At 53.9% G+C, this 21,705-nt stretch carries 23 protein-coding genes; all 23 read left to right on the forward strand.

Translation table 11 applies throughout. The features are described from left to right. Position 1: 1 nt before the first annotated feature. Entirely contained in the window at positions 2–214 is a 213-nt protein-coding gene (locus WMO46_RS13700; RefSeq protein ID WP_191835317.1) for a hypothetical protein, read from the forward strand. A 34-nt stretch (positions 215–248) separates the two neighbouring features. Then, the gene (locus WMO46_RS13705; RefSeq protein WP_224241394.1) at positions 249–608 is read left to right on the forward strand and encodes a hypothetical protein; all 360 of its coding nucleotides are present in this window, start codon (positions 249–251) and stop codon (positions 606–608) included. Between the two features lie 281 nt (positions 609–889). Next, positions 890–2,149 carry a hypothetical protein gene (locus tag WMO46_RS13710; RefSeq protein ID WP_004293566.1) on the forward strand — a complete coding sequence of 420 codons (1,260 nt, stop codon included), beginning with the start codon at positions 890–892 and terminating at the stop codon, positions 2,147–2,149. Between the two features lie 74 nt (positions 2,150–2,223). Next, on the forward strand, positions 2,224–3,291 hold the full coding sequence (locus tag WMO46_RS13715) for a metallophosphoesterase family protein (RefSeq protein ID WP_004293565.1): 1,068 nt from the start codon (positions 2,224–2,226) through the stop codon (positions 3,289–3,291). Beyond that, the gene (locus tag WMO46_RS13720) at positions 3,279–5,603 is read left to right on the forward strand and encodes a hypothetical protein (protein WP_004293564.1); all 2,325 of its coding nucleotides are present in this window, start codon (positions 3,279–3,281) and stop codon (positions 5,601–5,603) included. The genes WMO46_RS13715 and WMO46_RS13720 overlap by 13 nt, the downstream gene beginning before the upstream one ends. After that, positions 5,578–6,063: a crossover junction endodeoxyribonuclease RuvC gene (locus tag WMO46_RS13725; protein ID WP_004293563.1), complete on the forward strand. Its 486-nt coding sequence runs from the start codon at positions 5,578–5,580 to the stop codon at positions 6,061–6,063. The genes WMO46_RS13720 and WMO46_RS13725 overlap by 26 nt, the downstream gene beginning before the upstream one ends. 144 nt (positions 6,064–6,207) lie before the next feature. Continuing rightward, positions 6,208–6,810, forward strand: coding sequence for an RNA polymerase sigma factor (locus WMO46_RS13730; RefSeq protein ID WP_004322848.1), 603 nt, complete (start codon positions 6,208–6,210; stop codon positions 6,808–6,810). After that, the gene (locus WMO46_RS13735) at positions 6,788–7,405 is read left to right on the forward strand and encodes a hypothetical protein (RefSeq protein ID WP_008672745.1); all 618 of its coding nucleotides are present in this window, start codon (positions 6,788–6,790) and stop codon (positions 7,403–7,405) included. Before WMO46_RS13730 ends, WMO46_RS13735 begins: the two co-directional genes overlap by 23 nt. Continuing rightward, on the forward strand, positions 7,402–8,757 hold the full coding sequence (locus WMO46_RS13740) for a DnaB-like helicase C-terminal domain-containing protein (protein WP_004293560.1): 1,356 nt from the start codon (positions 7,402–7,404) through the stop codon (positions 8,755–8,757). Before WMO46_RS13735 ends, WMO46_RS13740 begins: the two co-directional genes overlap by 4 nt. Positions 8,758–9,391: 634 nt before the next feature. Then, entirely contained in the window at positions 9,392–10,432 is a 1,041-nt protein-coding gene (locus WMO46_RS13745) for a toprim domain-containing protein (protein WP_004293559.1), read from the forward strand. Next, on the forward strand, positions 10,429–12,186 hold the full coding sequence (locus WMO46_RS13750) for a PHP domain-containing protein (RefSeq protein ID WP_004293558.1): 1,758 nt from the start codon (positions 10,429–10,431) through the stop codon (positions 12,184–12,186). The genes WMO46_RS13745 and WMO46_RS13750 overlap by 4 nt, the downstream gene beginning before the upstream one ends. Further along, entirely contained in the window at positions 12,152–12,919 is a 768-nt protein-coding gene (locus WMO46_RS13755; protein ID WP_004293557.1) for a DNA-methyltransferase, read from the forward strand. The genes WMO46_RS13750 and WMO46_RS13755 overlap by 35 nt, the downstream gene beginning before the upstream one ends. Next, positions 12,912–13,454 (forward strand): HNH endonuclease, encoded by a 543-nt coding sequence (locus tag WMO46_RS13760; RefSeq protein WP_004293556.1) that lies wholly within the window; start codon positions 12,912–12,914, stop codon positions 13,452–13,454. The genes WMO46_RS13755 and WMO46_RS13760 overlap by 8 nt, the downstream gene beginning before the upstream one ends. Continuing rightward, positions 13,454–13,990 (forward strand): HNH endonuclease, encoded by a 537-nt coding sequence (locus WMO46_RS13765; RefSeq protein ID WP_004293555.1) that lies wholly within the window; start codon positions 13,454–13,456, stop codon positions 13,988–13,990. Before WMO46_RS13760 ends, WMO46_RS13765 begins: the two co-directional genes overlap by 1 nt. A gap of 72 nt (positions 13,991–14,062) precedes the next feature. Then, positions 14,063–16,171: a helix-hairpin-helix domain-containing protein gene (locus WMO46_RS13770; protein ID WP_004293554.1), complete on the forward strand. Its 2,109-nt coding sequence runs from the start codon at positions 14,063–14,065 to the stop codon at positions 16,169–16,171. 6 nt (positions 16,172–16,177) lie between these two features. Continuing rightward, positions 16,178–16,945: a 3'-5' exonuclease gene (locus WMO46_RS13775; RefSeq protein WP_004293553.1), complete on the forward strand. Its 768-nt coding sequence runs from the start codon at positions 16,178–16,180 to the stop codon at positions 16,943–16,945. Next, positions 16,942–17,304, forward strand: coding sequence for a hypothetical protein (locus WMO46_RS13780; protein ID WP_004293552.1), 363 nt, complete (start codon positions 16,942–16,944; stop codon positions 17,302–17,304). Before WMO46_RS13775 ends, WMO46_RS13780 begins: the two co-directional genes overlap by 4 nt. Further along, positions 17,273–17,794: a hypothetical protein gene (locus WMO46_RS13785; protein ID WP_004293551.1), complete on the forward strand. Its 522-nt coding sequence runs from the start codon at positions 17,273–17,275 to the stop codon at positions 17,792–17,794. Before WMO46_RS13780 ends, WMO46_RS13785 begins: the two co-directional genes overlap by 32 nt. Next, positions 17,775–17,933, forward strand: a complete 159-nt coding sequence (locus tag WMO46_RS13790) for a hypothetical protein (protein WP_008672755.1) — start codon at positions 17,775–17,777, stop codon at positions 17,931–17,933. Before WMO46_RS13785 ends, WMO46_RS13790 begins: the two co-directional genes overlap by 20 nt. Before the next feature lie 4 nt (positions 17,934–17,937). Continuing rightward, positions 17,938–18,237: a hypothetical protein gene (locus tag WMO46_RS13795; protein ID WP_004293550.1), complete on the forward strand. Its 300-nt coding sequence runs from the start codon at positions 17,938–17,940 to the stop codon at positions 18,235–18,237. Between the two features lie 22 nt (positions 18,238–18,259). After that, positions 18,260–18,466 (forward strand): hypothetical protein, encoded by a 207-nt coding sequence (locus tag WMO46_RS13800; protein ID WP_004293549.1) that lies wholly within the window; start codon positions 18,260–18,262, stop codon positions 18,464–18,466. Beyond that, positions 18,459–19,058 (forward strand): DUF6549 family protein, encoded by a 600-nt coding sequence (locus WMO46_RS13805; RefSeq protein WP_004293548.1) that lies wholly within the window; start codon positions 18,459–18,461, stop codon positions 19,056–19,058. The genes WMO46_RS13800 and WMO46_RS13805 overlap by 8 nt, the downstream gene beginning before the upstream one ends. 630 nt (positions 19,059–19,688) lie before the next feature. Next, a complete protein-coding gene (locus WMO46_RS13810; protein WP_004303986.1) occupies positions 19,689–20,897 on the forward strand; it encodes a site-specific integrase in 1,209 nt (402 codons plus the stop codon). The last annotated feature ends 808 nt before the right edge of the window (positions 20,898–21,705 follow it).

Genomic DNA, 21,705 nt, shown 5'->3' on the forward strand with positions numbered 1-21,705 from the left:
CATGAAACATAAACTCAATGTAAACGGCGATATTGAAAGCCGCCGGAGGATTGCGGAGCGCAGGAACGTTCCCGTCCGTGAAACCGTACAGCAAACCATTCAACCGCAACATCATGAAACAGAAGAAAATCAGGCGGCAGCCGCAGAAGAAACCGTCTCCCCGGCAGCAGAAGCCCCGAAAGCGAGAAGACGGAAGACCGCAGGGGACGCTTAAGCGCTTTCCTTTCGACGAGACACGGATAGGCTTCATGCTCCGGTATGAGATGCCGGTAGTCTATCATCTGCTCCGCAGGTTATGCGCCACGCAGCAGCCCTTCGAGCCGGACTGGCAGGTCATACGGTCGGTGGCGGAGGCATCGAAAGACCCTTCCTGCGGCAAGGCGAAGTTCCGCCGCTACCTGGACGAGTACCGCCGGGACGGGGTCTATTGCCGGCGCGGGAAACGGCTCACGCCGGAGCGCAAAGCCTACTATGAAGGCATATGCCGCCGCAAGAGAGAAGAGTATATCCGCCGGAACCGCAGGAGGCTGCTTGCCGAAGCGCGGAACGCGCCGGGCGGCGACAGACTGCTCGGAGAGATTAAAAGCATTCTTAAAATGAAACGGTAATGCGCTGAAGGACAATGCCGGTGAGAAACATTCATGTACATGTATGGCTGTTCCGGGTAATTTGCCTAATTTTGTATTCCACGGTCGCTGCAAGACCTTTCCATATTGTCAAATGAGTATCCTCTTTCGGGATACGGTCAGCGAGACATCCTCTCCCAATTTTATCAGTTGAACGCGGACGGTGCAACCGAACCCGTCCGTCCTGTTACCAGTTTCTTTGCGATGCGGGTATACCGTGTCGCATTCTTCGGGCATTTTTAAATCCATAAAACAAAGCGTTTATGCAAGAAGAAGAAAAGAACAACGGCATGGAAGGCATGTCTGTCGAGGAAATGTTCCTCGGCGTTCAGGAATCTTATCAGGAGGCACAGTTGCGTGCCCAGGAGGAGAACAGGGCGTTCGCCCGTACGGAGTTCTTCCGCATGGACAAGTTCGGGACTTACCGTCTCCGTATCCTGCCCATCGCTCCCAATCCGGACGGCTCGCCGACACGTCCGGGCTATGAGTATCCCGTCCACCAGCTGCTTCTGGAGCTGGAGAAACCCGCTACGGGGAACAAGCCCCAAAAGATGTATGTCACTGTCACCCGCGCTACCGATGCCGGATATAGCGTTGATCCCATCGAGACTTACCGCCGCATGGCCGTCGAAGCCGCAAAAGAGGACGGGGACGACAAACTGGCGGAAAAGATTGCCGGGGGCTCGTTCGGAGGCGGTCTGAAATACAGTTACGGCCACTGTCTCTATGTATTCGACCTGGGTGAACGAGCCAAAGGCGTGCAGATGATGACCCTTTCCCATGCCCAGTTCAAGGATCTGGATGAGAGGAAGTTCAAGCTGTGGAGCAAGAAACTGGCCAAGAATCCGTCTTACCCGTGCCCGATTTCCTCGGTGTATGACGCCTATCCGGTGGAGATTGAAAAGCGCAAGAACGGAGCCAAGACCGAGTATGTCATTTCCATTGACAACGAATCGGAACCGGTACCGTTGACCAAGGAGGAGCTGACCGCCCTGATGGGTGCGCCGCGTATCCCGGAAATCATCTACCGCTACACCCGTTATCATCTGGGAGCCACCGTCGAGTTCCTCAAACAGTGCGACGGTATCTACGGCATGTCGCTCATGGAGACGGATGAAATGAAGACGGTCATCGACACGCTGGACGGTGAACTGCCCAAGGAGGATATATCCGCGTTCTCGTTCGACCGCCGTACGAAAGATAACAGAGAAAACGGGCGTGAAGGCGGAGGCATCTCGCTGGACGACCTTTTCGAACGTTATGACGAGCTTCAGCGGCAGGAACTCGGTGAGAAGACCGAGGAAGGCCAGGAGCTGCGTGCGATGATCCGCGGCTACATCGAGCAGGAAGGGCTCTCCGTGCGTGTCACACGCTCCACGAGCAACCGGGAACTACTCGACCTGATCGAAAGCGAGATGGAGGGTCCGAAGCCCAGTGACGAACCGGAGGATGTCCCCGGGGAGGAAGAAGAGCAGCCGGAGGAAACGGAAGAGCGTGCCGGGCGTCCCCGCCACCGCAGATAAGCCTTTCACAAGTTCTTGAATTCTAATCCGACGGGAGGCATCCGGGCCTCCCGTCCTAATCACAATCACTTAGTATGAAAGAGAACAAACCCTGCCTTTTGTTATTGAATGACATCCACATCTCGAAAGACAACATCCCTGCATTCCAGGCCAACTGGCAGGAGGCCATGGGAATTTGCAGGGAACGGGATATCCGGGAAGTGGTTGTCGGAGGAGACCTGTTCTTTTCCCGTGCCGCCCAGACACTCGATGTCCTGCTGGCCGTCAGGGATATGCTTGTATCCGCCGCGGACCATGACATTCATGTCACGCTGGCGGAAGGGAACCACGACAAGGTGAACCAGGAATCCCTGCGCGGATATTGTCATGTCTTCGACCGGCATCCGAATGTGACTGTCGTGGATGAGTACCTGACCCTGTGCCGCCCGGAATGGAAGTTCGCGCTCCATGTAATGAGCTATTTTCCGGAAGACGGCTCTTTTGCCGAAAGGCTCGGACGATTGGCTGCGGAAGCGCTTTCCGGAGAACCGGAGCACTTCCTCTACATCCATGAGGGTATCAACGGGGCATTGGCACAGCCTTCGGAAAAGGAACTGCCTGCCAGGATATTCTCTCCTTTCGACAAGGTCTTTGTCGGCCATTACCACAACCGTACCGTCATTCCGGGGACGGGAATCGAATATATCGGTTCCTCGCGCCAGCATAACTTCGGGGAGGACGAGGAGAAAGGATACACGGTGCTGTATACGGACGGCACGTACGAGTTTGTCAAGAACCGCGTGAACATGCGGTACCGTGTCATGGATATGCCGGCGGAACGTGCCGGGTTGCACCTGATGGACGAGCTGCGTGAAATGGAGGCCGATGGTCGCTACAAGGTCAAGGTGCGTGTCCATGCACCTGCCGCCGCGATGAAATCGGTGGACAAAGCCGCCTTGCTGGAAGCCGGAGCGGCGAAGGTAGAACTGGTTGCCGATGACGAGCAGCTGCCGGAGGCGGTATCCTCTTCGCTCTTCGAGAAATTCGACAGCCGCCGCATCCGGGAAACCTACGAGGACTTCTGCCGGGAGAAACAGATCGAGGATGTGTCGATGGGATTGGAGTATTTATCTAGAATAGAAAACAGATCATGTGGAAATTAAAGACGATAGAAGCCGAAAATCTCTGCGCCTTCCGTTCGCTGTCCTACATGCTGCGGCAAGGCGTGACGACATTGATTTTCGGCGATAACCGGGACAATGAGTCCCAGCAGTCGAACGGGGCCGGCAAGTCTGCCCTGTTGGAATGCATTGCCGTGGGTATCACGGGCAGCCCGCTTAGAAAGATACGCTCGGAGGAGATTATCAACGATGCAGCGGAAGAATGCCGTATCGCTTTGCGTTTCATCAACGATTCCGCCGCCGAGGAACTGCTCGTCAACCGCCGTATCCCGCGCAAGGGGGCTTCCTCTGTCAGCTGTACGCTTTACCGTGGCGGCAAGCAGGTGGTAACCGATGAAGCGGTACAGCCTTCGGTGGATGCCTATAACCGGTATATTCTTGACAAACTGGGTATCACACGCGACGAGCTGCTCAACAATTTCATCCTTTCCAAATACCGGTATGAGGATTTCCTCTCGTCATCGGACAAGGAGAAGAAAGAGGTCATCAACCGCTTTTCCAACGGTATCCTGGTGGATGAAGCCATCGCCAAAGTGGAGGAAGACATCGTGCCGCTCTCTGAAAAGAAACGGCAGGTGGAACTGGAACTGGCCGGGTTGGACGGGCGTATCGGGATGTTACAGGAGCAGATACGCAAGGAGGAGGAAGCCGGAGCCGAGCGGGGGCGTACCCGTGTGGAACGTATCATGGGACTGGAAACGGCCATAGCGGCCAAGAGGGAGCAGATCCGTACCGGGCACGAGAACGTGGACAGGCTTGAGGAACAGCTTGCCGGAGTGCAGCGGGCGGACGAGGCTTTGCAGGAACTGGAAGCCGGAGATACCGCATTGGAAGCATGTCTGGAAAAGATAGCGGAAATGATGTCCCTCTTTCCCGATGCCCGGCAGACGGACTGGGACAAGGTCATTGCCGAAAAGAAAGGACGGTTACAGACCGCCACAGAGCGGCTGAAGGATTGCGATGCCGTCTTGAAGCAGGCGGAACAGGAACTGAAAAACAGGACTGACGGCTGGGAACAGTTCAAGAAGGAGTATGCCGCATTCTGTGAGGCATACAGGGATCAGTCCGATACGACTGCGGAGAGACTGCGGGAAATCGACATCCGTCTGCGCGACCTGTCCGGCAGCATCGAGGAACTGCGTCATAAACGGCGTATCGTTTCTGCCGGTATTGACGGCCTCTCGAACAAACTGGCCGGCTCCATCACCTGTCCTTTCTGCGGGCATGAGTTTCTGGTGGCAGAACCACAGTTCGACATCGAGGCCGGCATGAAGGAACTGAAGCTCCGTCAACGGCAGCTCACGGAAATCAACGGCCGTATCGATGAGAAGCAGGAGGAGACGGATGCCGTGGAGTTGCAGCAGAACCGGCTGAACCATGAGCGCCGGATATTGGAAGGCAGACGCACCGGATGGGAGGAGCAGCTGGCCGGGCACGAACGGGCCATCAGGAATGCCACCCGCCACGTGGAAGAGGTGGAAAGCGGGCATAAACGCATCGCTTCCGAAATTACCGCCCTGCAAAGTGAAATCGAAGGTGTCCGCCGCAAGGTATTCGACGAGGTGTTCGGATTCATAGACGAGCGCAATGCCGCACTGAACCGCGGCATACGGGTAGGCAAGGAAGATATACAGGCTGCGGCCTGCGCCATCGACACTTTGCAGGCCACGATCCGGGAGCTGGATGAGGCGGCTTCACCCGACCTCATACAATCGCTCAAGGACACTCTCCGTGAAACGCGCGGGAAGTCCAACGAGGCGGCAGGGCGCAAGACGGCCGTCGATGCCCGGGTCCGTGCCCTGGAGATACAGCGGGAACGGTTCGTGCAGTTCAAGACCTATCTGGCCAACACGAAAATCGAGGCGCTCAGCCGTATCACCAACGAGTTCCTGCAAGACATCGGCAGCGACATCCGTATCCGCTTCGACGGGTATACCGTCCTCAAGAGTGGTAAGGTAAGGGAGAAAATCTCCATCTCACTGCTGCGCGACGGCATGGACTGCGGCTCGTTCGGCAAGTTTTCGGCAGGCGAAGCCGCCCGTGTGAATTTGGCGACCATCCTTGCCATGCAGAAACTCGTGAACAGCAACTGCGACGGGGACAAGGGACTGGATCTGCTCGTGCTGGACGAGATACTCGAGGCGGTCGATGAAGCGGGGCTGGCCTCCATGTTCGAGGCGCTGAACTCGCTCGGCGGTACCGTGCTGGTAGTCTCGCACGGGAATGTGGCTGAAGGCTATCCGCATAAACTGGTAATCGTGAAAGAGAATGGCGAATCGAGACTCGGAGAATAGCGTACTGACCCGGGAGCAGGTACTGGCGCTGGACATCGCCACGCATACCGGATACTTCTCCCTGCATGAGGCCGGGACATGGAACTTCACCGAAAGCAAACGGCGCAACGGCAACAAGATGCACGGCGCTTTCAGGACTACGCTGCTCTCGCTGCTCCGTCGTTACGGCATCCGCCGCGTCGTGGCCGAGGATGTGAGCGTGAACCGCCATTTCTACGACATGCGGCGGCTCTCGGAACTCAGGGGTATCCTGCTCGAAGTGTGCGATGAACTGGATATCCCGGAACCGGAGTTCGTCAACCCGGCTGTCCTCAAGAAATGGGCGACGGGAGACGGACACGCCACCAAGACGCAGATGGTCGCGGCCTGCAAGGACAGATACGGTATTGTCCCGGTGGATGACAATGCGGCGGATGCCTGCCACCTCTTCTACTATTACATCCGCAGGCACAGGCTGTGACAAGCCGACAACGGTTTGGATTTTTTCCGGGCGGCGGTAATGCTGCCGCCCGTTTTTTCAATTGACGCTCACGGTAGCTGACAGATTAGGACATGAGATTCATTATCAACCTTTTCAGTCAGTGGAAACGTGGAAAAGAAAGATGTGTTTATTGCGGTTCTCCAGCCTGAAGACGAATCCGCGAGACAGAGGGCGGAACTTCTCAGAAAATATGTGATGCCGCACAAGAATCTGATATACAGCATTTGTATCAAATATACCTATAACCAGGAGGACATCGAGGACAACTACCTCGAGGCGTTGGCCAACTTCTTCAAGTATATGGACAGTTATGACCCGGCCCGTCCGGTAAAGACCTGGATCTATGCCGTGACCAAACGGCTTGTGGCGGACCTGAACAACCGCAACAGGAACCGCATGCCCCCGGACGACAATATCGACATTTCGGAAATATCCTCTTCGCTGTCGGATGAGGACGAACCGTCGGGAAACAGCATGGGGATGGACAACTACCGCGAGTTCTATAACGATGACATCCTCTGGGCACTGGACCGGCTCAAACCGATTTACCGGGAAGCCCTGCTCTTGCAGCAGGCTGGTTACAAACTCGGGGAAATCATGGAAATCACCTATAACAACGGTACTTTGCAGACCAGGAACGTAGAAACGGTAAAAAGCCGCATCTTCCTAGCCAAGACGCAGCTGCGCAAACTATTGACACGCGATGGAGAGAAAAGAATGGATTGACGGATGCCGGAGGCTCTTTACACGGCTGGTCCGCACCACGGTGTGGGCGGATTTTGTGTTCCCTACCGGCGGCAAGTCGGACAGGCAACTCGGGATGTGTTTCGACGGCTTGTGCCGGGAGGTCGTCTCCGTCAGTGCGGAACGCCTGTCCGACTTCTGTATCTGCCAGACATATGCCATTTCCGGATATGATACCGCGTATCGCAGGAAATGGAACGTCTCCCATTCATTCGGAAAGAAAGCCATCGGCCGCTATCTCCGCTCGGGAAAGGAACGCCGCTACCGGGAGGACCGGTGGCTGAAGAGTTTCGGGCTGTCACGGCATGATTTGGCGCGGGCAGTGGAAGACCGCCGCAGCCATCCGTTCGGGCGTTTTATTTATCCGGAATACGAGGAGACGACCAAGCGGCGACTGCTCTCCACCGAAGCGGGATATCTCGTCTGTGCGCTCTCCACGCTGATGTGGACGCCTTTCTCCCCGTCATGCTCAAAATGTGCGAAAGCGGAGCCATGCCGCAGAAGGACACAGGCGCGCTATCCGGAACTGTACCGTATCCGCTGTGAGGCGTGGCGGAAAAAGGAGGCGAAGCCATGAGTGCCGTCAATCCGCTCAGTGCCGAGTTCCTGTATGAACTCTATGCCACGGCGCTCAGACAGGAACCGTTGTGTGCTGTCCTAGCCCGGCATATGCGTAAGGAATACCTGCCGGACCGTTCGTTCCAGCAGGTACAGGAGGCGATAGCCGTACACTTCAAGACATACAAGACACCGCCGTCGTATGCCGTGCTGGCACAGACCTTCCATGAGGATTACGACGCCATCGAGCTGATAGACACTTTCCGGGAGTATGACGAGGGACAGAGTGCCGAGGTGATGACCGACATGCTGGAGTCCTACATCAAGGGGGTCCGGTTGCAGTCGGTCTATGCGGAGGTCGGAAAACTGTATAACGAGAACAAACAGGACAAGGCGGAGAAGACTCTTCGGGAATATGCCGAGTGGCTGGCAGGGTTCACGCTGAAGAGTTCCTCGTTCGTCGATGTGGCCGCGACTTTCAAGGAGCGTTTCGAGAGGAACCGCCGGCGCGAGGAGGAAGAGGAACGCTCGGCCGCCCCTCGTGTGTCCCGCTTCTACATCCCGTATCTGGATGCGCTCAATGCCGGACGTAACCTGCGAGGTCAGCTGACCTGTTTCCTGGCCAGCACAGGCGTGGGAAAGTCGCACATCGCCAAATGGATCGGTGTCAGGGCGGACATCGATGACGGGCTGCATGTGCTGCATTTCCAGCTGGAAGGTTCGGAAGAAGAGGCGTTGAACGCCTATTCCGGCGGACTGATTTCCAGGAACGCCTACTATTACGAGCGGGGAAAGATTTCGGATACGGAGATGAGACATCTGGAAAAACTGGTCGCCTCGTATGCCGGAAGCATCACGGTGCGCAGTTACCCGCGTTTCAATGCCCAGGTCTCGACACTCGACATCAAGAACGGCATTTCGGAATACAGGAAGCTCAAAGGATATAATCCGGACATCGTGATTGTGGATTCGATGGACTTGCTGACGGATGCCAACCGCCGTTCATGGGGAGCCGACCATGAACGGGCGAAGCGTATCGCGGTGGCTAATGACCTGAAGGACCTGGCGGCGGACGAAAAGGTATGGATGGTGGTGACTTACCAGTCTACCATCGAAGACCGGGAGTGGCTGAATGACGAGCGGAACGTGCTGACCGAGTACAACTGTTCGGAGGCCAAAGGTCTGGCCCGCCCGTGCACGCACCTTGTTTCGCTCAACCAGTCATCGGCTGAAAGAAAGGAGAACGTTATGCGCCTGCACGTGGCCAAAAGCCGGTTCTTCAAGAAAGGAGACACTATCAGGATTGCCACCGACTACGACAATGAGGTGTTCTATGACGGGCAGAGGACACTGAATCTGAACAGGGAATAAAAAGCCATCGATCCGGATGCGGCGTGTCGGTGGCTTTTTGACTTGTAACGACTGGAATGTTGAGAATATATGGCAGCTTACATGCGTAAAACCAATTCCGGACAGATACGATTTTTATTGTATGCCCTTTGTATTCCGCCATATCGTCCGTTCCCCATGTTATCAACAGCAGGTTTTCACATTTCAATTCCTCTGCCGCCTCCAAGGCTTTCAGTTTCCGCTCACGGGTCTTGGCGTTCGAGATATCATACGACCTTTGTTCGAGGAAAGTTCGAATGACCTCGCAAATACAAATCCGTTATTTGTAGTAATTGGAAAACGATACTTTTCATTCAGTATGTTTATTGTACTGCACAAAAAATACGCTTTTTTTATGTAGAGAGTGATCATTTTAGAAAAGTACATCTCTACACCTGATAATCAGCCAATGCTGATTATCAATCTCCTTATTTATATATTGTTTTATCGATTAGACAAAAGCAGTCATTTTTTGTCCAGCCGGGAAGACAATTTCTCTTTTCCTTTGGGTGGAAAGACCTTCCATGATTCTGCCGGTCTATTTTTATTGGGCTAATCCGGATTCTTTTTCCAAACATTTCAAACCAACCTGTAGCGGTCACGACTATACCTTAATATGGAACTGTCGGTACAGGAATATCAATATCTGGTTTCGGAGATAACCCGCGAGACGGGTGCCAAACGGGACGGGAGCGGTAAGAACCTTATCGTTCCGCGCTGCCCGTTCTGCGGAAAGTCGGGCGGTAAGTTCGGTATCTACATCGGCAAGGCGACTGCCCACCGCCGGCCTTTCATGGCCCACTGCTTCTCCTGCGGGGCATCCACCCGTACATTGGAGCAACTTCTGGCGGCTATCGGTCGCATGGACCTGATGGTTTTGCAGACAGCTGACATTGCCGCACCGTTGAACCTGCACCTGCTGGAGAAGGACGAGGCGGAAGAAATAGACGACGAACTGGTGCCGGTCGAATTGCCGGACTTTTACAAGCGCACTTTCCGGCATCCGTATTTGCAGCGGCGCGGCTTCTGTTTCGACGATTACGAGTATTTCCCGGTCGGGATAACCGGCAGGCTCAATCCGCGCTACGCGGACTATGTCGTCTTTCCGGTCATCGATGACTGTACGGTTGTCGGCTATGTCTCCCGCCATACCTGGCCGAAAGAGGATATAGACGCCCACAACCGCAAGACCAGACATAGCGGCGGGTACAAGATCCTGCGTTACCGGAACTCCACGGAAAACGACTTTTCCAGACTCCTTTATAACTACGATGCCGTCCGTATGGATGAAACCGATACGGTCATCCTCGCGGAAGGTATTTTCGATGTCATCGCCCTGACCCGCAGACTCGAACTCTATGACAATTCCCATGTCGCAGCCGTGGCCACTTTCGGAAAGAAAATATCCGATGTACAGATCTACAAGCTGCAATCGAAAGGCGTCAGAACCGTAGTCATCGGTTACGATGGTGATGCCGTCGAGTCGGTAAAGCGGACGGCTGAACGGCTGAAACCCTATTTCGAGGTTTTCATCGCGGACATTGCTGATGCCGCCAAAGACTGGGACGAACTCACGGAAGCGGAAATCTACGGGATTTTCGCCTGCCGCCTGCTGTCCGTCCTTGAATACAAACTCAAAAAAGTACAGGAAAGATGATACAGGAACTTTTCTCATGGCTCGATGCACAACGGATAACCTATATCCCGGTCGATACGGAAGTGGTGGATATTCCCGGCTTCGGGCGGCTTTTCACGGCCGACCTGTCGGGAGTGGAATCCATCTTCCGCGGCGACGGGGACAAGCTCGTGTTCAACCTGATGGAAAGTCCGGATGTGCTGATGGAAGAAGGAATCTTCCATGTGGCCTTCCCGTTCGGCAGGAACTGGTACTACTATGACCTGCGGGAAGAATTCCGTTTCAACCTGCTGAAATATATCGGCCGGCCCAAGCCTCCGGTACATGATGTACCTTTCGTGAACCTCGGCATCCATACCTCCTACGAGCTGCTGAACGCCTGCTGCTCGCCGGAAGATTTGTGCCGCAAGGCGAAATGGCTCGGGCATACGGCTGTCGGCATCTGCGACCGCAATACAATGGCCGCCACGCTGAACCTTCAGAAGGAGTGCGCCAATACCGGGCTGAAACATATATTCGGCTACTCGCTGACAATGATGCACGAAGAAGAACGTGTCGGGCTGAAGATTTATGCCTTGGATAACGAGGGGCTGCATAATCTGCTGCGCATCCAACGGGCCGTCATGGTCGATTCGGAAGACAACACCCTCCGCTATGAACAGCTGCTGATGTATGCCGCAGGTTGTGTGGTGGTTTTCGCCATCCGTTCCGTCTACTGGATGGCCGGACACCCCAAACAGGTGAAGCGTATCCGGAAAGGTGCCGAAGCGGTCTATTACCAGGTCGACGCCAACGAATACAAGGCGGACCGCATCGACAGGGAGCAACTAGAAGCCCTGAAATATTATTTCGGCAACTGTTATGATGCCGACACGGATTCATTTACAGTAGAACCAGTCCTGATTCCGGACTGCTACTACATGGACAAGGACGATGCAGGGTACAGAATCGTGGTGAACAAGATTGCCACGGGAGCCGCCCATGAACAGAGCGATGACCAGTATTTCAAGACAGCGGATGAATTGTATGACACGCTCCGTCCTCTGTTCTCCGGGCAATGGGACTTCGATTCCCTGTTTAGGCGCATGTGCCGTCCCACGGTGGAGATTGCCGGACGTGCGGACGCCTCATTCGAGACCGGGCGAATGTTCATGCCGGAATACCGTATGCGACCGGAAGAGCGGGAACGGTATGGTGACCGCCGTACGATGTTCCTCCGACTGCTTGACGACGGGCTGGACCGGAAAGTGCCGGAACCGGAGCGGGAACGCTATCGGGAACGGCTGGACGAGGAAGTCTATATCATTGAATCGACCGACAATGTGGACTATTTCCTGGTGCAGTGGGATATGGTGCGGGAGGCGCACCGGAGAGGCATCGCAACTGGTATAGGTCGCGGTTCCGCCGGGGGCTCGCTGGTTTCCTACTTGCTTGGCATAACCTCCATCGACCCGCTGAAATACGACCTTATCTTCTCGCGCTTCCTCGTGCCGGAACGCTGCGGGCTCAGCTGGAAAGACGAACTGACGGTGCTTGCCCCGGACATCACACTCGGCAAGGGCGAACGCTATGTGGAGATGGAATCTGAAGGCAAGACTTACCGTCTGTGCACGGATGCCCGGATGCGGGTAATCCGTAACGGAGAAGAGCGGACGATATACGCAGATGAATTGATGTGTGGCGACGAAATCCTTTTTGACCGCCGAGATTGCTTGTGGAACCTAAAGGAACTCGAAACCCATGAATCCGACCTACGAACACCACCGTCCCTATGACGGTTGCGACCTTTACCGGGGCGATGCACTCGATGTGCTGCCCCTGCTGGCTGAAGAAGGCATCACCGCCGACATGGTATTGTCAGACCCTCCATACGGTACGACACACTGCCGGTGGGATGCCGTGATAGACATCCCCGGGATGTGGAATGCCGTACAGGGCATATCCAGGCCCGACACTCCCGTACTGCTGTTCTGCCAGCATCCTTTTACGAGCCTGCTGGGCAGTTCCAATCTCCGCAGGCTGCGGTATGCCTGGGTATGGGAGAAGACGCAGGCGACAGGCTTCCTGAATGCCGGGCGTATGCCGATGAAGGCGCACGAGGACATTCTGGTCTTCTACGACAGGTTGCCGAAGTATCATCCGATCAAGACGGACGGGCACAGGCGCAAGGTCGTGATGGCCGAACACCAGCGGAAATGCGATGCCGGCGAGATATACCGGAAGCACGACAATTTCCGGGATTACATATCCACGGAACGCTATCCGCGCAGCGTGCTGAAGTTCAAGACCGACAAGCAACGCTCCTGCCTGCACGCGACACAGAAACCTGTCGCCCTGCTGGAATACCTGATACGCACCTACACCGATGAAGGGGACATCGTCCTCGACTTTGCGATGGGCAGCGGCAGCACGGCCGTGGCCTGCCGGAATACGGGACGCCGGTTCGTCGGCGTGGAGATAGACCGGGAAATTTTTCAGACAGCACTAAACCGTATAACCCATGGCTGACACCCGGGAAATCTGGGTGGATATCAAGAACTATGAAGGAAAGTACAGGATCAGCAACCTCGGGCGTGTCAAGAGTCTGGAACGGCAGGTTTCGCATGACGGCATTACCTGGATACAACCCGAACGCATTATGTGCCATTGGTGCGGGACGACTTCGCTCTATGACTGTGTCCGGCTCTACAAGGGCGGTGTCGGGAAGAAGTTCTCCGTGCACCGTCTGGTAGCACAGCATTTCCTGCCCGACTGGAATCCGGGACTGGAGGTGAACCATATCGACGGGAACCGCGACAACAACCGTGCGGATAACCTGGAGATGTGTACGCACCAGCGGAATATGGAACATGCCATAGCGGGTGGCCTCAAACGGGATTACGGCGAAAAAAGCGTGAATGCCAAACTGACCAACGGGCAGGCGGAAGAGATACGGGTGAGATATTCTTCCGGCCAGGCTTCCCAGAACAGCCTGGCAAAACAGTACGGCGTCAGCCGCCAGACGGTAAGCGCGATAATACGATACAAGAAATATATACGATAATGGACGAGGAAGAAATTTGGAAAGATATTCATCATTACGAGGGAATTTATCAAGTAAGCTCCTGCGGTAGAATTAGAAGTGTCGGAAGATATGTCCGTAATGCCACATCCCAATATTGGAGGAACGGACAAATCATCAAACCGTGGGTCGGGGGTACATCCCCGTATTACAATGTTTCTTTGGCCTCTGACGGAAAAATATGTAAAAAATTAATCCATAGACTTGTCGCAGAACATTTTCTTGATGATTGGAATGCGGCAAAGGAGGTTAATCATAAGGATGGCAATAAGCACAATAATCGAAGTGACAACCTGGAAATGTGTACCAGGCAAGAAAACGTCATGCATTCTATGGTGCATAAACTCAGGGATGATTATGGAGAGAACAGTGTGAACGCCAAACTGACAAATGAACAAGCGGATCATATCAGGCGGTTACACCGGTCGGGAGTCATGCAAAATGAACTGGCTGAACAATTCAAGGTTTGCAAACAGACGATATGCGATATCGTCCACTATAAAAAGTATAAAAAATGAAAGTGACAAACGTAACAATTAAAAAAGCGAATGAAGCATTCACCGTAATGGATTCGTTCGTGGGGAAAGGACTTGTGGAGGGCGGACATTCCGCCCTCCCGTAAGGCGGATATAGATGTCGACTATGCCTCCGACCGGCGGCAGGAGATCAAGGATTACCTGGAAGAACGGTACAACGCGGACGGCCGCCAGCGTGTCTTTTCCGCCGGCACCTTTACCACGATGAAACTGAAAGCCGCCTTGAAGGACGTGGCACGCGTACACCGCGTGCCTCACTCCATCGTGAACTATATTACCGCCATGATAGATGACGGCACGGACTGGACAGGACTGTTCAGACAGGCTGCCTCCAACAGAAAACTTCGGGACTTTATCCAGACCTATCCGCTGGTCATCGAGGACGTGCAAGGATTGCTCGGACAGCCCAAAGCGGCCTCCATACACGCCTCGGCCATCGTTGTCACACCGGACACGCGGGACGGCAGGCCCGCCGAATGCTTCGATTTCCTGCCGGTCCGCAAGATGGACGGGGCACTGGTATCGGAGTTCGACGGCTATTCGGTCGATGAGATCGGATTGTTGAAGGAGGATGTGCTGGCGACAAAGGAACTTGCCAAACTGAGTGCCGTCATCGCGTTGGTCAACCGGAATTTCGGGCAGGAACTCACCATCGGGCGTATCACGCAGGATATGCTGGAAGACGGGAAGACCTACCGGCTGCTCTCGGACGGTAACACGCAGAATGTGTTCCAGTTCTCTTCACCGGGCATTACCCGGTTTATCCAGGATGTACAGCCGGAGTGTATCGAGGACCTGATCGCCGTCAATGCCCTGTACCGCCCCGCCACGCTCGACATCGGCGCCACCGATGATTATGTCCGTTTCAGGCGTGGCGAGGTGGCCCCGGTCTATAACTACGGCTGTTATGAAGCGACGAAGAACACTTTCGGAATCATGGTCTACCAGGAGCAGTTCATGTCCGTCGCCCATACGCTCGGGGGATTCGACCTCGGGAAGACCGACCTCCTGCGCAAGGCCATAGGAAAGAAGAAAGCCGACCTGATGGCCACGCTGAAGGCGGATTTCATTGCCGGAGCCGTCGGGAACGGATGCCCGGACTATGAGGCGGAGGAAATCTGGCACAAGATAGAGGTGGCCGGGAAATATTCGTTCAACCGCTCCCATGCCGCGGCATACGCCCTTACAGCCTATTGCGGGGCATGGCTCAAGGCCAATTACCCGTCGGCGTTCTATACCGTGGCATTGCAATGGGCGGACGACAAGGAGATTCCTTCGCTGATGGCGGAGATGGAACGCTGCTCGCCGGCCAAGATCGTGCCGCCGGACATCAACCGCTCCGGGACGGAGTTCTTCACCGACTATGCCACCGATGAAATCTTCTGGTCGCTTACCCGAATCAAGCAGGTCGGCCTCAGGACAGTGGAATACATCGTCACGGAACGCGACCGGGGCGGGGCATATACGGGTATCGAGAACTTCATCCACCGCATATTCCGTTACAAGCTCAAGAAATACAGTTACTGGGACGATCCCGACAACGCGGAAGAGGCCGTGAAAGTCCCCGTGAACGCCCGGCATGTCAAGCACATGATCCTTGCCGGATGCTTCGACCGCATCGAAAAAGTCGGGGCGGTTACCGAACGCTGCGCGCTGCTCGAACGCGCCGCACGTGAACTGGGATTCTCCCTTTCCGAAAAGGACTTCCCGCAGGACATGCGCGGGCGGCATTTCTTCTGGTCGCAGCAGCAGATTGCCGTGTCGGGTATCGGCAGCATCGACTACCGCCGCATCTTCGACAATTCGGAAGCCAGCGGGCAGGTCAAGGGAAAAGCCTCCTACCTGACCCTGGACGAGGTGGCACGGGACGAGAATGACGGCAGGCGTGCGGCTGTCTGCGCCACGGTGGTGGATGTAGCCGAGCATACCTACAAGGACAGGGAGACGGGAAGCCGGAAGCGTTTCGCCAGGCTGACACTCTCCCAGAACAACCGCCTGGCGGAGTGCGTGTGCTGGAACGACTATTACATGGAGCACCGCACCGAGATCCAGTCGCTTAAGGACCGGGTGGTCATCCTCACGGCCGTCATCCGTTACAGCGACTACAACGGCTGCAATACATTGCAGACCTATAAGAACTCATTGTTATTCATCCAATCCTGAGAAGATATGGCACCACAGACTGAACAGAAAATATATGTAGGCATCGGGCTGGATTTCGAGACCGGAGGGCTGGACTGCCGTGAATGCGCCTGCACGCAGATCGCCCTGCAGGCCGTCCGTTTCGACACATGGCAGGTATTCGACCGCTACCAGGCGTATATCGCCCCCTACGGGAAACAGGACGCGGGACTTCCCCGGCGCAAGGTGTTGCGTACCCGCCATGAGCAGGCGAAAGGACAGGAATATGTCCCGATGAAGTACGAACAGGCGGCATTGGACTATTCCGCCATTACCATGGAGATGCTGCGCACGCAGGGTATGGACATGAAGAAGGTGGCCGGAGAAGTCATCGCCTTCGCCAAACGCGCCACCCTCTCGAAGGGCAACCAGTGCAAGCCCGTGCTGGTCGGACAGAACATCGCCTTCGACATCGGATTCCTGCAACAGCTGGTGAACTATGCCGGACTGGCCGCCGAGTTTGAAAAGACCTTTTCCGGGAGCAGGGACTATTACGGCAACTTCCAGCCGCACTACATCGACACGCTTGCCTTGGGGCGGCTGGCTTTTGCCGCCGATCCGGAGGTCACCTCGTACAAACTGGAACTGGTAGCCTCAAGGTTGGGCGTGGAACTGGACGATGCCCACGATGCGGCTGCCGACGTGACGGCCACGCTCGACATCCTGGGGGTCTATACCTCCCGTCTGCGCCAGACGGAAGGGACGGCAACCGCCATGCAGAAGAAAGAGAAAACCCGTAAATATTTCAAGATATGAGTATGGACACGAATAAGGAAGCCCCAGGCATTGACCGGGAACGGATTCCCGAGACCATCACATTCCGCACGGCGGACCGGATGACCTACGGGGCGCTGGGCTATGACGGGAACGAACTGATGGCGTTCATATCGGGCTACGACCTGGAAATCAAGTTCAACCTGCGGCTCATCAACTCGCTGGCGGACGCGGAGGCGTGTGCCGATGCGTTGGCCCAGGTATTCTATGACGCATTAATGGAACAATTGTTATGCAACGAAAAGGCGGGTTTTGTAAAACCTCCGGGACACAAACCCGCTACTCTTTCAGAAAAGGAAGGAAGAAACGATGTCAGACAAGATAGCGAACACGCAGGATAGGCCGGAAGAGAAACCGCTCACGGAGCAGGAGCTGCAATTCTGCAACCTCTATGTGAACGGCGGGCTGGAGTATGCCGGACGGCCGAAAAAATGCTTTGTGGAGGTATTCGGTGAGGATACGGTGAAGAATCCGTACGCTTCGGCCAATTACCTGATGAACAAACCGCATGTGCTGGCGCATATCAAGGCGCTGCTCTCCTCGGAACGGTTCGAGATGGAGACGATGGCCGTGAAGCTGCAGGTGGCCGAGACCCTCAAGGCCGTCATGGACGAGACGGCCACTTCGGACTATACCGACCGTTTCGGAGTGCCGCTTTCCCCTGCGCCGCTCAGGGCCGTGTCGGTCAATGCCGCCAAGGCGCTGATGGATATCTTCCCCATCAGGCACAAGGAGGAGAACCGCCTGCGCATCGAGGGCAGTGACGGCAATGTCATCTTCAATGTGATCGTACCCCAAAACCCTATGACAGATGGTGAAAAGGAAACATAAAGTCACCAGGGAAGAAATTGCCTGGTGGATATATCTGGTGATAATGGTCGCGCTGGTCATCTACGGATTCCGGGACAGCGCGGCGGCTGAGGTTCTGATAAGGGCCATCAGGGAGGCATTCTCACTTTTAATGGAATAATGATATGGAACAATTCAAGGAATTTGTAGTGAAGTACTTCAAGATTATCGTCGTGGTACTTTCGTTCTCGCTGACACTGTACATACAGCATGTGAACAACACGGCCCAGATTGCAGAACTGGAGACCAAATGTATCGGTTTGGAAGTGGAAATCAAGAACCAGTATGACCGCATCAACGCCATGAAGCTGGACAAGTCCGTGTTCGAGGCGACCATGATGCAGCTCAACACGGTGCAGAATGACCTGCACGAGATCCGGGCCGACATCCGGGAGCTGCTGAAATGCCAGAACCTGCATAAATAACCCGATTTTTAAACTGCCGGTTATGACAAAGAATACTTATGTGAAAATCATCGCTTCTCCGGAACTTTCCCGCATGAAGCTTGGCGGACTGGCCGGCCGGAGAGGGCTGGTCGTGGAGGACCTGTCCGGTGAAGACAGGAAAAACAAGGGCGGGCTGGTTCTGTTGGAAGAGGCCTACATGGATGAGTTTGTCTGGTTCATTCCCGAAAAATCCGTGACATATGAATAGGCTGGACAAAACACTTCTGATAACCGTGCTGCTGCTCGGCGGCATCCTCTGGTTGCAGCACCGGTGGACAATACGCCTCACGGAAGAACGCGACCGTTTCCGCATGAACAGCACAGCCCTGCTTTCCGATGTGAAGCGGATGCGGACCGATTCAGCGACGATGGCCCTCGATGCCAAGGCACTGCGGCTGACCATAGACGAGTATGAGGAGTTCCGTGCCGAGGATGCCGAAACCATCAGGCGGCTCGGCGTGAAAATCAGGAATCTCGAAGCGGCGGCCCGGCATGAGGTCGAGGTGAAAGCACCGATAGACGCCGCCGTCCGCGACACGCTCATTGTCCGTGATACCGTCCCGCTACTGCGGCAGAAAGTGGAGATGGTCACGCCGCATATACATTTTAGCGGACTGATTGAAGAGAACCGTCTCAAAGGTGACATAAAGATACCCGTGACGCTTAACCAGGCTGTATGGGTGGAATACAAGGGATGGTGGTTCTGGAAGAGGGTCAAAGCTATCCGTCAGACCATATCCAGCAACAACCCGTATGTGGAAATCAGGTATTCGGAATATATAAAGATAGACAAAAAATGATGGTGGACTGCAAGCGTTGGATAGGGTGTGTTGATTGAAGCGACATTTACTCCGGACCGGGATGTATCTCAAATGATGGTTTCAGATACATCCCGGTCCGGAATATTTTAGCCCGTTGCCTGATATGGCCATTTATAACGGGCACGAGTGGGCCTGGTCCAGAACAGTAGTTTGGAAAACCATCCAATCCACAGATTTGACATCCGCCAGACCCATTGTGCCGGTAAATCCTGCCATCTGTACAGCTATACGGTTGTTTCCGGCAGCCTGCGCCGAACAGGAAACATTGCAACAATTCTGCATTACCGATGACTTATCCGGCCATGTCCGGATATTAAATGAAGATTGGCGGGACCGGCTTTCCGTTTCATCAAGCGCACCATTTCTATATCTTTCCATTCCATAACAGGTAGAGGCATGCAGTGCGCGCACCTCTTCCGTTCCGTGCAATAATGACATTCTTTCATGTCTCCGCCATATCGAAGTAAAGAAATGTTAAGCAAGGTGGATTTTCTCTCATTTTACGATTGAGAAACATTATTATAGTAATATTTTTCCGGACTACATCCTTGCCAGACTGTTTGCCATATTCTTTAATGACAGAATATCAATCATTGAAAATTAAGTAATATGGCAACAGTAAAAGTTAAATTCCGGGCCTCTTCCGTCGAGATGAAGGAAGGCTCGCTCTACTATCAAGTGATTCACAACCGTCTGGTAAGACAATTGCATACCGGCTACAGGCTTTTTCCTTCGGAATGGGATGCCGGCATTTCCGAGGTCGTGGTGGCTTCCGGCACAGAAGAGGGACGCAGGAATTACCTGCTCTCCATGAAGACCGCCATAGCAGACGACCTGTCCCGGCTCCGGAGCGTCATCGCACGGCTCGAACGTTCCGACACGGGATATACCGCCGACAAGGTGGTGGAAGTGTTCTCCTCTCCGGCCGACTGTGGCGGTTTCCTTTCCTTTGCACGACAACTCATACAGGAACTGAAAAAGATAGGCAAAAGGCGCACGGCCGAAACATATACGACCGCCTTGAACAGTTTTTTGCGTTTCCGGGGCGAACGGGACCTGCTGTTCGAGGAAGTGGACTCCAACCTGATGGTGGAATACGAGACCTTTCTGAAAGGCATCAATGTCTGCCCGAACTCCTCCTCTTTTTACATGCGCAACCTGCGCGCCATCTATAACCGTGCGGTGGAAAGGGAACTGACCGTGCAGCGCTATCCCTTCAAACATGTCTATACGGGCGTGGACAAAACAGTGAAACGTGCCGTCCCGCTGAAAGTAATCCGCCGGATACGGGATCTGGACCTGACGCTCAGTCCTGTGCTGGATTATGCGAGAGATCTGTTCATGTTTTCATTCTACACCCGGGGAATGGCATTTGTGGATATGGCTTACCTGAAAAAGAAGGATTTGCAGAACGGAGTTCTGGTCTATCGCCGCCAGAAGACGGGACAGCAGCTTTTTATCAAGTGGGAGAAACCCATGCAGGAGATTGTCGGCAAGTACGATACGTCCGCGACTCCTTATCTGCTGCCGATCATCCGGGATATGGATACGGATGCCCGAAAGCAATACAAGAACGCCGCCCATCTTGTCAATGACAAACTGAAAAAAATAGGCCGGCAGTTAGGGCTTGCCATACCGCTGACAAGCTATGTCGCGCGCCACGCCTGGGCTTCCATCGCAAAGAGCAAGAACATTCCGATTTCCACCATCAGCGAAGCGATGGGACACGATTCGGAGAATACCACGCGTATCTACCTTGCCTCATTAGACACATCGGTCGTGGACAAGGCCAACAGCCTTATTCTAAAATCACTGTAATCGGGAGAAAGATTTGCATAATACCCGCACACCGTACGGACAGCAAAAAAGCCATTCGGAAAATGGCTATAGAAACTGAAAAGTTGTGCAATTTAAAACATCTCTTTTTAAGAGAAGTATTTTGCAAGTGCAAAGATACGCAAAAATCAAATAAGCGCTTCACGATTAACGAAATTTATTGTCCGTCAGAATGAAAAAACAGATGAGCCGTTAAGCGGGCATTTGCGATTTGTTTAGTAAAAATTACCGTTCAAAAAATAAACAGTAGAAAACCAGGTCTTTTCCTGAACGGTATTTTTCTTAAAAAGAGACAGACAGGAGACGGAATGATTTGACAGGAATCATGCAACCGAAAAAATGTTTTGCCAAACTTCAGAGAGCAACCATTGGAGTTTAAAAAACAAGTCGTTGAAATAGTGCGGGAAAATCCCGCCAAGGCGATAAACTGTTGAGTATTTGCCCGTTTCTCTCCGAAAGAGAAGTATTTGACGGTGCAAATATACGTATTTTATTGATTATAACGGCATAAACAGCTTGTTTTTTAAGTCTCAATCCGAGTTCTAAACCGGTTCTACTTCAATGAATGTTAAGCATTCCCAGTCGCTCGAACCGAACATAATCTGTTTTTCAGCCACTTATCATCAATGTTATACGCTACCACTTCTCTTTCGGAGAGAAGTATTGGTTTGGGAGTTGACGTGCCGGTTTTCCGGCCCGAATGAGATAACAAGAATCACTACTGTCCCGTAAAAGTTGATAAATAGTTCTTTGAAATTATTGAAATATAGTCAATTACGTGGTTTCTTGA

Origin of the sequence: Alistipes intestinihominis, from assembly GCF_040095975.1 — a bacterium.
Classification (GTDB): Bacteria; Bacteroidota; Bacteroidia; order Bacteroidales; family Rikenellaceae; genus Alistipes; species Alistipes senegalensis.

Bases quoted from the DNA above. Each gene is read 5' to 3' on its own strand.
- WMO46_RS13700 (WP_191835317.1), top strand. From the start codon at position 2: ATGAAACATAAACTCAATGTAAACGGCGATATTGAAAGCCGCCGGAGG.
- WMO46_RS13705 (WP_224241394.1), top strand. From the start codon at position 249: ATGCTCCGGTATGAGATGCCGGTAGTCTATCATCTGCTCCGCAGGTTA.
- WMO46_RS13710 (WP_004293566.1), top strand. From the start codon at position 890: ATGCAAGAAGAAGAAAAGAACAACGGCATGGAAGGCATGTCTGTCGAG.
- WMO46_RS13715 (WP_004293565.1), top strand. From the start codon at position 2,224: ATGAAAGAGAACAAACCCTGCCTTTTGTTATTGAATGACATCCACATC.
- WMO46_RS13720 (WP_004293564.1), top strand. From the start codon at position 3,279: ATGTGGAAATTAAAGACGATAGAAGCCGAAAATCTCTGCGCCTTCCGT.
- WMO46_RS13725 (WP_004293563.1), top strand. From the start codon at position 5,578: ATGGCGAATCGAGACTCGGAGAATAGCGTACTGACCCGGGAGCAGGTA.
- WMO46_RS13735 (WP_008672745.1), top strand. From the start codon at position 6,788: ATGGAGAGAAAAGAATGGATTGACGGATGCCGGAGGCTCTTTACACGG.
- WMO46_RS13740 (WP_004293560.1), top strand. From the start codon at position 7,402: ATGAGTGCCGTCAATCCGCTCAGTGCCGAGTTCCTGTATGAACTCTAT.
- WMO46_RS13745 (WP_004293559.1), top strand. From the start codon at position 9,392: ATGGAACTGTCGGTACAGGAATATCAATATCTGGTTTCGGAGATAACC.
- WMO46_RS13750 (WP_004293558.1), top strand. From the start codon at position 10,429: ATGATACAGGAACTTTTCTCATGGCTCGATGCACAACGGATAACCTAT.
- WMO46_RS13755 (WP_004293557.1), top strand. From the start codon at position 12,152: ATGAATCCGACCTACGAACACCACCGTCCCTATGACGGTTGCGACCTT.
- WMO46_RS13760 (WP_004293556.1), top strand. From the start codon at position 12,912: ATGGCTGACACCCGGGAAATCTGGGTGGATATCAAGAACTATGAAGGA.
- WMO46_RS13765 (WP_004293555.1), top strand. From the start codon at position 13,454: ATGGACGAGGAAGAAATTTGGAAAGATATTCATCATTACGAGGGAATT.
- WMO46_RS13775 (WP_004293553.1), top strand. From the start codon at position 16,178: ATGGCACCACAGACTGAACAGAAAATATATGTAGGCATCGGGCTGGAT.
- WMO46_RS13780 (WP_004293552.1), top strand. From the start codon at position 16,942: ATGAGTATGGACACGAATAAGGAAGCCCCAGGCATTGACCGGGAACGG.
- WMO46_RS13785 (WP_004293551.1), top strand. From the start codon at position 17,273: ATGTCAGACAAGATAGCGAACACGCAGGATAGGCCGGAAGAGAAACCG.
- WMO46_RS13790 (WP_008672755.1), top strand. From the start codon at position 17,775: ATGGTGAAAAGGAAACATAAAGTCACCAGGGAAGAAATTGCCTGGTGG.
- WMO46_RS13795 (WP_004293550.1), top strand. From the start codon at position 17,938: ATGGAACAATTCAAGGAATTTGTAGTGAAGTACTTCAAGATTATCGTC.
- WMO46_RS13800 (WP_004293549.1), top strand. From the start codon at position 18,260: ATGACAAAGAATACTTATGTGAAAATCATCGCTTCTCCGGAACTTTCC.
- WMO46_RS13805 (WP_004293548.1), top strand. From the start codon at position 18,459: ATGAATAGGCTGGACAAAACACTTCTGATAACCGTGCTGCTGCTCGGC.
- WMO46_RS13810 (WP_004303986.1), top strand. From the start codon at position 19,689: ATGGCAACAGTAAAAGTTAAATTCCGGGCCTCTTCCGTCGAGATGAAG.